The following is a 12721-nucleotide window of genomic DNA, read 5'->3' on the forward strand; positions in this document are numbered from 1 at the left end:
GGAAATGAAGGCGTGATCTCGGAAATCTGGGCCGGCGGCGCGGGGGCGAGGCAGCGGGTATCCGTCCCGCGCTGCCGATCTTGGTCGTCTGCCTATGACAAATATCAATGTTCGATGCGCACAGCTCTTTCTATAGTGGGGCACAGACGCGGATCGGTCGAACGAGGAACCTCCAGGTGACAGCTCAAGCAGAGACACCGGTGAGCATCCGGCGAGAAGGACTGACCTCGCAGGAGGTTGTGGCTGCACTCGAAACCTATGGCGCAAACGTGCTGCCGGTCGGCAGGCCGCCTTCGTTTTTGAAGGTGCTGCTCATGCAGTTCCTCAGCCCCCTCATTTACATCCTCATGGTCGCGGCGGTGGTTTCCGCCTTCGTCAGCGAGATCACTGATGCGCTTTTCATCGCGGTCGTCCTGGCGATCAACGGCATCATCGGCGCCGTGCAGGAGTATTCTGCGGGGCAGTCCGCGAGCGCCCTTCGCGCGCTGGAGGAGCCGCGAGCGACCGTCGTCCGCGACGGCATTCGTCAGGTGATCGATGCAACCGGACTGGTGCCGGGTGATCGTGTATTGCTGGAATCCGGACAGCGCGTTCCCGCCGATATCCTGCTCGACGCATCCGAGCACCTGCAATGCGACGAGGCCACCCATACGGGGGAATCGCGACCCGTCTACAAGTCCACGGATGATCCTGTCTTTGCGGGGACGATCGTCGCTCGCGGCCGGGGAGAGGGTCTGGTGACGGCGACCGGCAGCCGCACTGAACTCGGCCGGATCGCAGACGCCATTCGCGAGCGCACGACGGCCAAGCCGCCACTCATGATCCGCATGGAGGAATTCACGCGCCGGATCGCAGTCGCCGTCGGCGTCGCGATCCTCTTCCTTTTCGCGGTCGGCTGGTGGCGCGCCATGCCGGTGGGCGATCTCTTCACCATGTCGATCGGCCTCGCCGTCAGTGCGATCCCTGAGGCCTTGCCGATCGCTATCTCGGTCGCACTTGCGATCGGCATGCGGCGCATGGCCCGCGTCAACGTCATCGTCCGAAATCTGCCGGCGGTGGAATCGCTCGGCTCCTGCACGATGATCGCGACCGACAAGACCGGCACGCTCACCCTGAACGAGCTGACGGTGACGGATATTCGCCTGCCCGACGACAGTCACTGGGTTCTGGAGGCCGGATCGCATCCGTTGTCGGGCGGCATCAAGAGCCGTGACGGCGGCAAGGATGGCCCGAATGCCGCCGTGCGGCGGCTGCTCGGCGTCGGGAGCCTGCCGAACGAGGCGGAGATCAGTGTCGACGGCGCCGAAACCTGGCGGCCGGTCGGCGATACGGTGGACGTGGCGCTGCTTGCCGCAGCCCACAAGGCCGGCATCAGCCGGTCGATCCTTCTCGAGAGATTTCCGCTCGAACGGCGCATTCCTTATGAGCCTGAGCAGAAATACGCCGCCTCCTTCCACCAGGTCGAGGATCGTATGCAGGCCTTCGTCAAGGGCGCGCCGGAACTGCTGCTGTCGATGTGCAAGACGATGGAGACGACCGAGGGTGCCGTGCCGATCGACCGCATCCATGTGCACCGCCAGATCAAGGAGATGGCCCGCGAAGGGCTGAGAGTGCTCGCCTTCGCCGCCGGAGAGATCGGCGTTTCCGGCGACGGCGAATACGGCGGGCATCTGCTGATCGACCTGAACTTTCTCGGCCTTGTCGGGATGCAGGATCCGATCCGCCCGGAAGTGCCGGCCGCGCTCGACGCCTGCCGCCAGGCCGGTATCGGGGTCGCCGTCATCACCGGTGACGACCCGACGACGGCGAGCGTGATCGCCCGCCAGGCGGGCATGCGGTTCGAGGAGGCGGACGTGGTGACAGGCGACGAGATCGCCGACGCCGTCGCCGCAGGCGAGAGCGTGCTCGACGGGATCACCCGGCACGGACGCATCTTCGCGCGCGTGAAACCGGACCAGAAGCTCGCGATCATCCGCTCTCTCGCCCGCAACGGCCACTATGTTGCCGTGACCGGCGACGGCGTCAACGACGCGCCGGCGCTCAGGCACGCCCATGTCGGCGTGGCGATGGGGCACGGCGGAACCGAGGTTGCCAAGGAGAGCGCCGACATCATCCTCACTGACGACAATTTCGCCTCGATCGTCGCCGGCATACGGGAAGGGCGTGTCGCCTACAACAACATCCGCAAGGTGATCTTCATGCAGATCTCGACGGGTGCCGCCGAGGTCCTGCTCTTCCTGCTTGCCATGGTGCTCGGCGCGCCGATGCCGATGACGGCCGTGCAACTGCTTTGGCTCAATCTCGTCACCAACGGCGTGCAGGACGTGGCGCTGGTGACCGAGCCCGCGGAAGGCGACGAGTTGCGTTCGCCGGTGCGGCGGCCGGGAGAACCGATCTTCGACCGGCTGATGCTTCGACGCATCGTTCTGGCGACCCTGGTCATGGGCGGCGGCGGCTTCGCACTTTTCTACTGGGCGACGACGTCCGGTTTGTCGCATTTTGCCGCGAGCAACCTCCTGCTGTTGCTCTTCGTACTCTTCGAAAACGTCCAGTGTATCAACAGCCGCTCTGAGCGCCGTTCGGTCTTCCGGCAGTCGCATTTCTCGAACCCGTTCCTGCTGCTCGGGGTCCTGGGTTCGCAGGCGCTGCACATCGGCGCCATGTATGTGCCGGGCGTCAACGACCTCCTGGAAATCGCGCCGATTTCGCTGGAGCAGTGGCTGTTGCTGCTCGTCGCCACAGCACCGCTTCTCGCGGTGAGTGAAGTCGACAAGTGGCTGTTGCGCCGGCAGGAGTCGATGAAGCGCGGCAACGACGACAGCAAAGCGCAATAAGAAAAGGCCCGGAAGACCTTGGTCTGCCGGGCCCTGTGTTACTGCCTTGACTGCGTTCTCAGCGTTGCGAAACCGGAACGTAGTCGCGCCTCGGTGCGCCGGTGTAGAGCTGGCGTGGACGACCGATACGCTGCTGCGGATCCTCGATCATCTCGTTCCACTGGGCGATCCAGCCGACGGTGCGGGCAAGCGCGAAGAGAACGGTGAACATGGTGGTGGGGAAGCCGAGCGCACGCAGCGTGATGCCGGAGTAGAAGTCGACGTTCGGATAGAGCTTCTTCTCGATGAAGTAGTCGTCGTTGAGGGCGATCTTCTCGAGTTCGAGTGCGACCTTCATCAGCGGGTCGTCGCCGTGACCGGTCGCTTCGAGGACCTCGTACATGGTCTTCTGCATGATCTTCGCGCGCGGATCATAGTTCTTGTAGACGCGATGACCGAAGCCCATCAGGCGGAACGGGTCGTTCTTGTCCTTGGCACGGGCGATGAATTCCGGAATGCGATCGACGGAGCCGATTTCCTGCAGCATGTTGAGGGCTGCTTCGTTGGCGCCGCCGTGGGCCGGACCCCAGAGGCAGGCGATGCCGGCTGCGATGCAGGCGAACGGGTTGGCGCCCGACGAGCCGGCGAGACGGACGGTCGACGTCGAGGCGTTCTGCTCGTGATCGGCATGCAGGATGAAGATCCGGTCCATGGCGCGGGCGAGCACCGGGTCGACCTTGTAGTCGTCGCAGGGTACTGCGAAGCACATGTGCAGGAAGTTTGCCGCGTAGTCGAGGTTGTTCTTCGGGTAAACGAAGGGCTGCCCGACGTGGTACTTGTAGGCCATGGCGGCGATCGTCGGCATCTTGGCAATCATGCGCAGCGACGCGACCATGCGCTGGTGCGGATCGGTGATGTCCGTCGAGTCGTGATAGAAGGCCGAAAGTGCGCCGACGGTACCGACCATGACCGCCATCGGATGGGCGTCGCGGCGATAGCCGGAGAAGAACTTGCTCATCTGTTCGTGCACCATGGTGTGGTGCGTGACGCGGTAGTCGAAGTCCTTCTTCTGGGCCGCGGTCGGCAACTCGCCGTAGAGAAGCAGATAGCAGACTTCCAGGAAGTCACCTTTCTCGGCGAGCTGTTCGATCGGATAGCCGCGGTGCAGCAGGACGCCGGCATCGCCGTCGATATAGGTGATCTTGGATTCGCAGGACGCAGTCGAGGTGAAGCCCGGATCGTAGGTGAAGGAGCCGGTGTGCTTGTAGAGGGCCCCGATGTCGATGACACTCGGCCCGATGGTTCCTTCCTTCACCGGAAGGTCGACCTTCTTGTCGCCAAGTGCCAGTGCTGCGCTTTTTTCCGTCATGCTAATCCTCCGAAATTGGCGGTCCGGCGCCTTCGAAAAGGCGTCGCAGGTTAAGCGTCCCGAGTTAGCTATATGATCCAGACGTTAATGCCAAGCTAGCCAAAGGGCAAATTGTGCGATGCGAAATGCCAGCAACATATCGTGATTTCCGCGGCTCATTGTTGTGCCATCAGAGGGCGTTTTCGACTTTCGTCCGCTCGCTTTGATTGCTACTGTCGCATTGCGATGTCGGTACCGGGGTGCCGTCATCCGGTGTCCGATCGGGGCTGGAGCCGTCTTGGAAAAGATCGCGGAAGACCGCGCCGGGACCGGGGCAGGGGAAGGGCCGGCGATCGCTGTTGCCATCTCCCTCGACGCGGTGGTTATCGCGGAACCGCGCTCGGCTGGAGCACTCGTCGTCCGACAGGCGACGGGTCGGGAGAGCGTCGTTGCGCGCATTTTCCGTGCAGCCACGGCCATCTCGTCGTCGGGCCGCGCGGCGATCGGTCGCGAGGAGGCGTTCGGGCATATCTTCCTCTTCGTGCCCGTCGCGCTCGGGGTGGGCGCTGTCATCTGGTTTGCCTTACCTCTGACCTTGCCGATTGCAGCACCCATGCTTTTGTTGGCGGTCTCCACCGTCTTCGCGGTGCTGTCGCGCTTCGGCAGACCTGCTGCATATCGGACATGGTCGGCGCTGGCGCTCTGTGCCGCCGGAATGCTGCTTGCCGATGCCGAGGTCCGCAGGCTGCAGACGGTCATTCTCGACACACCGGTCACGACGCAGGTGACGGGACGGGTGCTCCGGCGGGAGGCGGGTGCGGGCGGCGACTGGCGCTATCTGGTGCGCGTCGAAGCGACGGCGGAGCCTGCGATCAGGCGAGCACCGGAAGAGGTCGTGCTCATGACCCGCGCCCGCCACGAGCCGTTTGCGCTCGGTGAGAGGCTGCATGGCAGAGCGCGGCTGTCGCCGCCTTCCGGCCCTGCCTTGCCCGGTCTCGATGACTTTTCGTTCGCCAGCTACTTTGGTGGCATCGGCGCAGTAGGCTACTTTCTTGGAGCGCCGACGCGTGCGGAGGGGGCGCCGGCGACCGGAGCCCGCGCATGGTGGGAGGCGGCCGAGCAGACGCTTCTTGTCGTCCGCGACGACATCACGCAGCGAATCAGGAGAACAGTTCCGGGCGACGCCGGCGGCTTTGCCGCCGCGATCCTCACCGGCGACCGGCGATCGATGTCGGCGGCGACGACGGAGGCGCTGCGCCTTTCGGGACTGGCGCACATCACAGCGATTTCCGGCCTCCACATGGCACTTGCCGCTGGCATTTTCTTTGTCGGCCTGCGCAAGCTGCTCAGCCTCTCGCCGGCAATCGCCCAGTCCTGGCCGATCAAGAAGATCGCTGCCATGGCCGCGCTGGCCGCTACCTTCCTCTACCTGATGATCTCCGGCTCGCAGGTCTCCGCTATCCGCGCTTTTCTGATGACGGCGATCATGCTGGTTGCCGTCCTGTTCGACCGCCCGGCGATCAGCCTGCGCAACCTCGCACTGGCGGCGATCGTCATTGTCGCCGTTTGGCCGTCACAGGTGCTCGGTGCGAGCTTCCAGATGTCGTTTGCCGCCACCGCAGGACTGATTGCCGGCTACGATGGCTGGCGACGGGGTGCAGCGCGGCAATCGCGCTACGCGCCGGACTTCCCCGGTCGGAAGATCCTTTCCTTCCTGTGGAATTTCGCGGCGGGCACCTTCGTGACGTCGCTGATCGGCGGACTGGCGACGGCGATCTTCGCCGTCGCCCATTTCCATCGACTGGCACCTTACGGTCTCGTCGCGAATCTCGCGGCAATGCCGATCATCTCCGTGGTGGTGATGCCGGCGGCGCTTGCGGCAATGCTGCTCATGCCGTTCGGCCTCGATACGCCCTTTCTAATTCTCGCTGGCGAGGGCCTCGAGATCGTCATCGTGATCGCGACCACGGTTGCGAGCTGGAGCGAGGGGACATCCTTCGGCCGGTTCGGGGACTGGTTTCTGCCGCTCGCCTCCACGGGGCTCCTGCTGCTCACCCTGCTGCATACGCGGCTGCGCTGGATCGGTGCGGCAGTGCTTGCCGCGGTGATCGGGCTTGCGATCCTCCTGCCGGCGGAAGACACCGCCGACCTCATCGTCTCGGAGGACGGACGGCTGGCGGGGCTGCCCGCTGTCGACGGCAGGACGATTGCGACCAACCGCAGCAAGCCGGCGGACTTCCTCTTCTCCCAATGGCAGCACGCGCTTGCGCGTCCCGATCATCTCGGCCCGCTCCGCAGCGCAGACGATCCTGTCACCGAAGTCCGGGCGACCGGAACGGACCGGTTTTCCGCAGGACAGATCCGGACCGTTCGCGAGACGATGCGGCGGCAGTTCGAAGCGGCGATCCCCGGCCGCTTCCGCTGCACCGGAAAGTCCTGGTGTATCGCACGGCTTGAGAAAGGATGGCGCGTCGCGACGGTCGAGGATCAGGCACTTCTCGGCGTCGCATGTGACGTCGCCGACCTCGTGATTACGCCGCGTCGTCCACCCTTCGGCGTCTGCCGCTCCGGCGCGAGGATGATCGATGCCGAAGCGCTACGGCGCATGGGCGCAACCGAGTTCTATCTTGGAAATTACGACGATCGGGACATCCGCCAGCGCACGGCGTTCACCACTCTCGACAGGCCGTGGCAGCGGCATCGCCTTTACGATTGGCGAACCGGCAGCTTCGCCGACGAACAGCCCGCGAAGCGCGCTCCCATGGCACAGGTCAGTGATAGCGGCGGATGAGACCGACGAGCTTGCCCTGGATCTTGACACGATCGGGGCCGAAGATGCGGGTTTCGTATGCCGGGTTCGCAGCCTCGAGCGCGATCGAATCGCCCCGGCGGCGGAAGCGCTTCAGCGTCGCCTCTTCGTCATCCACGAGTGCCACGACGATGTCGCCGGGCGTTGCGTTGCTGGCGTTGCGGATGATGACCGTGTCGCCGTCGAGAATGCCGGCCTCGATCATCGAATCACCCTTGACCTCGAGCGCATAGTGCTCGCCTGAACCGAGCATCTCTGCCGGAATGGTGATTTCGTGGGTGTTGTGCTGGATCGCCGAGATCGGCACGCCGGCCGCGATGCGGCCCATGACGGGGACGGCGACGGAACTCGAGCGCTCCTCTGCAGGCGGCTTGGCGGCAGGCGCCGGCTGTCCCTTGCCGAGGCTTCCCTCGATCACGCTCGGCGAGAAACCCCGCCGCGGCTGCAGGCTGGAGGAATAGGCTTCCGGCAGCTTGATCACCTCCAGCGCCCGGGCCCGGTTCGGCAGACGCCGAATGAAGCCACGCTCCTCGAGCGCCGTGATGAGGCGGTGGATGCCGGATTTCGAGGCGAGGTCGAGCGCGTCCTTCATTTCGTCGAACGACGGCGGCACGCCCGATTCCTTCATCCGCTCGTGAATGAAGAGAAGCAGTTCCTGTTGCTTGCGCGTCAGCATGATCCAGAGCCCCGTCGTATGAAACAAATCCAGAACATACACTATCTGTTCCATATGTGTTCCGCAAGTACTTAAATATTGGTAAGCAATTGGAGCTCCGGCGCATTTTTCCCGTGCATCCACCCGTTCCGGGCTGCTGCCGGGCGGGGGCTGGTTCGCCTTGCAAAGGGAAGGCAAATCGCGCACATCAAACGTGACCGACAAGGAGGGAGCGGAATGTCCACTGCCATCGAGGCGCCGCGTGGCGTCGATCACATCGTCTTGCCCGTGCACGGGCTGAAGGCTGCGCGCGAGCGGCTCGGCGTGCTCGGCTTCACGGTCGCCGCCGATGCGCTGCATCCCTTCGGCACCGAGAACGCCTGCGTCTTTTTCTCCGACAAGACCTATCTGGAGCCACTCGCCGTGGCGAGCCGGGAGGCGTGCGAAGAGGCCGCCCGCAAAGGCAACGTCTTCGTCGCCCGCGACCGCGCCTTCCGCTTCCGCATGTCGGACGGCGAGGGACTGTCGGGAATAGCGGTTGCCTCGACGGATGCGGCCGCGGACCATGCGATCTATACCGAGCACGGCCTCTCCGCGGGCGAAATCCTGCACTTTTCGCGGCCCTTGAGGTTGCCGGATGGCACCGAGGCGACGGCCTCGTTCAGGCTTGCCTTCGCCGCGGACCTGCGCGCGCCCGATTTTCTCCTCTTCTCCTGCGAACGGGTCAATCCACTGCCGGCGGATCGTGCGGCGCTCGAACGCCACGACAATGGCGTGACGGGCGTCTCGGCGGTCGTGCTGACGGAGGAAAACCCCTCCGACTTCCAGGAGGTGCTGGAAACCGTCTTCCACCAGCGAGAGATCGAGGCGCATTCCTTCGGTCTCGTCGTCCCTTCGGCAAACGCGAAGATCGAGGTGCTGACACCTGCCGGTCTCACCGGCTATTTCGGGCTCGACGCCCCGAATGCCGGGCGTGGGCTCATGGGGGCGGCGATCGTCTTTCGGACAGTCGATATCGGCGTGACAGAACGCTTGCTGGCTGCTAATGGCGTTCGCCATGCACGCAAGGATGGTCGCCTGATCGTGCCGCGTGAAGCGGGGCAGGGCGCGCATTTCGTATTCGAGGAAGTTTGATGAGCAATCCGACCAATTCCGAAGTCGTCGTCGGCGAAGGTGCCGCCAAGGTCGTCTTCTCCAATTCCAAGCGCTTCTCGCTGATCGCCGGTCCTTGCCAGATGGAAAGCCGCGATCATGCCTTCATGATGGCCGGTGCGACCAAGGAGATCTGTGACAAGCTCGGCATCGGGCTCGTCTACAAGTCGTCCTTCGACAAGGCCAACCGCACGTCCTTGTCCGGCAAGCGGGGCATCGGCCTCGAAAAGGCGATGGAAGTCTTCGTCGATCTCAAGAAGGAATTCGGCTTTCCGGTGCTGACCGACATCCACACCGAGGAGCAATGCGCGATCGTCGCCCCTGTCGTCGACGTTCTGCAGATCCCGGCCTTCCTCTGCCGCCAGACCGATCTTCTGGTCGCTGCCGCGAAGACCGGTCGGGTCATCAACGTCAAGAAAGGCCAGTTCCTCGCCCCATGGGACATGAAGAACGTGCTCGCCAAGATCACCGAAAGCGGCAATCCGAACGTGCTTTTGTGCGAGCGTGGCGCTTCCTTCGGATACAATACCCTGGTCTCGGATTTTCGCTCGCTGCCGATCATGGCGGCGATGGGCGCGCCCGTGGTGTTCGACGCCACCCACTCGGTGCAGCAGCCCGGCGGGCAGGGCGGTTCGACCGGCGGGCAGCGGGAATTCGTGGAGACGCTGGCGCGTGCCGCGGTTGCCGTCGGCGTTGCCGGCCTCTTCATCGAGACCCATGAGGATCCGGATAATGCCCCGTCTGACGGCCCGAACATGGTGCCGCTGAACGACATGCCGCGACTCCTCGAAAAACTGCTCGCCTTCGACGCGGTCGCCAAGGGCGCCTGATTCCGCAAGGCATTGTCTATATAGAGCGCCGGCCCCGGTGGAGCCGGCGCTTTTTGTTGCCGCCTCCTCTTTCCGGCCGCCGGGCCGGCGATGTCACACTGCGTGCATTGTATTTTTCCCGTCTTCGATTAAGACAGGCGCCATCCTCAATCCCACCCAGCACCAGGGAGGCGCTCATGACTGCAATCACCGACATCATCGGCCGCGAAATTTTGGACAGCCGCGGCAATCCGACCGTCGAGGTCGACGTCTATCTGGAAGACGGCAGCATGGGCCGTGCAGCCGTTCCGTCGGGCGCCTCGACCGGCGCGCATGAGGCGGTCGAACTGCGTGACGGCGGCAGCCGCTATCTCGGCAAGGGCGTCGAGCGCGCCGTCGAGGCCGTCAACACCGAGATCTTCGACGCGGTCGGCGGGCTGGATGCGGAAAACCAGATCCAGATCGACAAGGTGATGATCGAGCTCGACGGTACGCCGAACAAGTCGCGCCTCGGCGCCAACGCCATCCTCGGCGTTTCGCTCGCCGTCGCCAAGGCCGCCGCGGAAGCTTCCGGCCTGCCGCTCTATCGCTATGTCGGCGGTCCGAACGCCCATGTGCTGCCGGTCCCGATGATGAACATCATCAACGGCGGCGCCCATGCCGACAACCCGATCGACTTCCAGGAATTCATGATCATGCCGGTCGGCGCCGAAACGATGCGCGATGCCGTCCGCATGGGCTCGGAAGTCTTCCATACGCTGAAGAAGGAACTGGCCGCCCAGGGGCACAACACCAATGTCGGCGACGAAGGCGGTTTCGCGCCGGGCCTCGAAAGCGCGCCGGCCGCCCTCGACTTCATCGTGAAGTCGATCGAGAAGGCAGGCTATCGTCCGGGCGAGGACATGTATCTTGCGCTCGACTGCGCCTCGACCGAGTTCTTCAAGGACGGCAAGTACGTGCTCGAAGGCGAGGGCCGCACGCTCGAGCCGGAAGCCATGGCGGAATACCTCGCCGAACTCGCCGCCAAGTATCCGATCATCTCGATCGAGGACGGCATGGCCGAAGACGACTGGGATGGCTGGAAGGTCCTGACCGACAAGATCGGTTCCAAGTGCCAGCTCGTCGGCGACGACCTTTTCGTCACCAATTCCTCGCGTCTGCGCGATGGCATCCGCATGGGCGTCGCGAACTCGATCCTCGTGAAGGTGAACCAGATCGGTTCCCTGACCGAGACGCTCGACGCTGTCGAAACCGCGCACAAGGCCCGCTACACGGCGGTCATGTCGCACCGTTCGGGTGAAACCGAGGATTCGACGATCGCCGACCTCGCGGTTGCCACCAATTGCGGACAGATCAAGACTGGCTCGCTCGCCCGCTCCGACCGGCTCGCCAAGTACAACCAGCTGATCCGCATCGAAGAAATGCTCGGTCCGCAGGCCCGTTACGCCGGCTCGTCGATCCTGCGCGGCTGACGTTCGAGCTTCTAGACGCTGATTGGCCCGTGTCCCGCAAAGGGGTGCGGGCCAACTTTTTTCCGCGTACCCGTTATGGTCAACGATCGATTAAGCAATCGCCGCTAGTTTGATCGAAAATCGTTTTGCGTATCAGGGCTCGCTCGATGTGGACCAGGCAGCACAAGAACCGGAAACTCGGACGCTTCGTCCTTCCGCTCGTGACCGTCGCATTCCTCTCCTATTTCGGTTATCATTCGATCCATGGCGATCGCGGGCTGATCGCAGCGGAGGAGTTCGAGAAGCTGCGGTTCAAGCGCGATGCCGAGTTGGCTGAACTCGTATCGCGTCGCAAGTCGCTCGAGCGGCAGGTCGAATTGCTGAGCGACGGTTCGCTCGAACGCGACATGATCGATGAGAAGGCGCGCTACCAGCTCAACGTATCGCGCCCTGACGAGATCGTGATTTTCAACGATCAGATAAATTAACCGAAATCCAGTTAATTACTGTTTTCAATTATAATTCAATATGATGTCGTGAATGCGAGCCATGCATTTCTGGCATTGCGGCCGCGCGCTTTCTTGCCTATCCTTCGCGCCGACGTAAATTCGACAACACCTAGGGAGGGACGAATGGCGCCGCGAAAACCTGCGACCGCGAGCGGTCGTAAGCCGACGACCAAGTCTGCCGCAAAGAAAGAATTGACCGAAGGGCTGGTTGCGGAATTCGACCGCCAGAGTGAGCTTGACGCCTATCGCGAAATGCTCCTCATCCGCCGCTTCGAGGAAAAGGCCGGCCAGCTCTACGGCATGGGCTTCATCGGCGGCTTCTGTCACCTCTATATCGGCCAGGAGGCCGTCGTCGTCGGCGTCCAGATGGCGCTGAAGGAAGGCGACCAGGTCATCACCGGCTATCGCGACCACGGCCACATGCTGGCCTGCGGCATGAGCGCACGCGGCGTCATGGCCGAACTCACCGGCCGTCGCGGCGGGCTGTCCAAGGGTAAGGGCGGCTCGATGCACATGTTCTCCAAGGAGAAGAACTTCTACGGCGGTCACGGCATCGTCGGAGCGCAGGTGTCGCTCGGCACCGGTCTCGCCTTCGCCAACAAGTACCGCGAGAACGGCAATATCTCGGTCGCCTATTTCGGCGACGGCGCCGCCAACCAGGGCCAGGTCTACGAAAGCTTCAACATGGCGCAGCTCTGGAAGCTGCCGGTGATCTACGTGATCGAGAACAACCGCTATGCCATGGGCACCGCGGTCTCGCGCGCCTCGGCACAGACCGATTTCTCGCAGCGTGGCGTCTCCTTCGGCATTCCCGGCATCCAGGTCGACGGCATGGATGTGCGCGCGGTCAAGGCTGCGGCCGAGCAGGCTGCGGCCTATGTCCGCTCCGGCAAGGGGCCGGTCATCCTCGAAATGCTGACCTACCGCTACCGCGGCCACTCGATGTCCGACCCGGCGAAATACCGCTCGAAGGACGAGGTGCAGAAGATGCGTTCCGAACACGACCCGATCGAGCAGGTGAAGAACCGGCTCATGGAAAAGGGTTGGGCGAGCGAGGACGAACTGAAGGCGATCGACAAGGACGTCCGCGACATCGTCGCAGACAGCGCCGATTTCGCCCAGTCCGATCCGGAGCCGGACGTATCCGAGCTCTACACCGATATCCTGTTGTGAGT

At 63.6% G+C, this 12721-nt stretch carries 9 protein-coding genes; 7 read left to right on the forward strand and 2 right to left on the reverse strand.

Going from position 1 to position 12721, the window contains the following annotated elements:
- The first annotated feature begins 176 nt into the window (after positions 1-176).
- Positions 177-2834: an HAD-IC family P-type ATPase gene (locus NHF53_RS08975; protein ID WP_252833891.1), complete on the forward strand. Its 2658-nt coding sequence runs from the start codon at positions 177-179 to the stop codon at positions 2832-2834.
- 58 nt (positions 2835-2892) lie between these two features.
- On the opposite strand, the gene gltA is transcribed toward NHF53_RS08975, so the two are convergent.
- Complete coding sequence (gene gltA / locus NHF53_RS08980; RefSeq protein ID WP_114363191.1) at positions 2893-4182, reverse strand: citrate synthase; 1290 nt, start codon at positions 4180-4182, stop codon at positions 2893-2895.
- A gap of 277 nt (positions 4183-4459) precedes the next feature.
- Between gltA and NHF53_RS08985 the strand changes: the two genes are divergently transcribed.
- On the forward strand, positions 4460-6952 hold the full coding sequence (locus tag NHF53_RS08985; RefSeq protein ID WP_252833892.1) for a ComEC/Rec2 family competence protein: 2493 nt from the start codon (positions 4460-4462) through the stop codon (positions 6950-6952).
- Here the strand turns inward: NHF53_RS08985 and lexA are convergent.
- Positions 6933-7646, reverse strand: a complete 714-nt coding sequence (lexA, locus tag NHF53_RS08990) for a transcriptional repressor LexA (RefSeq protein WP_252834947.1) — start codon at positions 7644-7646, stop codon at positions 6933-6935. The genes NHF53_RS08985 and lexA overlap by 20 nt on opposite strands.
- 216 nt (positions 7647-7862) lie before the next feature.
- Between lexA and NHF53_RS08995 the strand changes: the two genes are divergently transcribed.
- The 5 genes from NHF53_RS08995 to pdhA all read left to right on the forward strand — a co-directional run bounded on the left by NHF53_RS08995 (position 7863) and on the right by pdhA (position 12719).
- On the forward strand, positions 7863-8759 hold the full coding sequence (locus NHF53_RS08995; RefSeq protein WP_252833893.1) for a VOC family protein: 897 nt from the start codon (positions 7863-7865) through the stop codon (positions 8757-8759).
- Complete coding sequence (gene kdsA, locus NHF53_RS09000) at positions 8759-9607, forward strand: 3-deoxy-8-phosphooctulonate synthase (protein WP_252833894.1); 849 nt, start codon at positions 8759-8761, stop codon at positions 9605-9607. The genes NHF53_RS08995 and kdsA overlap by 1 nt, the downstream gene beginning before the upstream one ends.
- A gap of 176 nt (positions 9608-9783) precedes the next feature.
- Positions 9784-11058, forward strand: a complete 1275-nt coding sequence (eno, locus tag NHF53_RS09005) for a phosphopyruvate hydratase (RefSeq protein WP_114363195.1) — start codon at positions 9784-9786, stop codon at positions 11056-11058.
- Positions 11059-11204: 146 nt separating this feature from the next.
- Positions 11205-11525, forward strand: a complete 321-nt coding sequence (locus tag NHF53_RS09010) for a septum formation initiator family protein (RefSeq protein ID WP_252833895.1) — start codon at positions 11205-11207, stop codon at positions 11523-11525.
- A 144-nt stretch (positions 11526-11669) separates the two neighbouring features.
- Positions 11670-12719: a pyruvate dehydrogenase (acetyl-transferring) E1 component subunit alpha gene (gene pdhA / locus NHF53_RS09015; protein ID WP_252833896.1), complete on the forward strand. Its 1050-nt coding sequence runs from the start codon at positions 11670-11672 to the stop codon at positions 12717-12719.
- The last annotated feature ends 2 nt before the right edge of the window (positions 12720-12721 follow it).

It is taken from the genome of Ciceribacter sp. RN22, from assembly GCF_024054295.1.
Taxonomy (GTDB): Bacteria; Pseudomonadota; Alphaproteobacteria; order Rhizobiales; family Rhizobiaceae; genus Allorhizobium; species Allorhizobium lividum.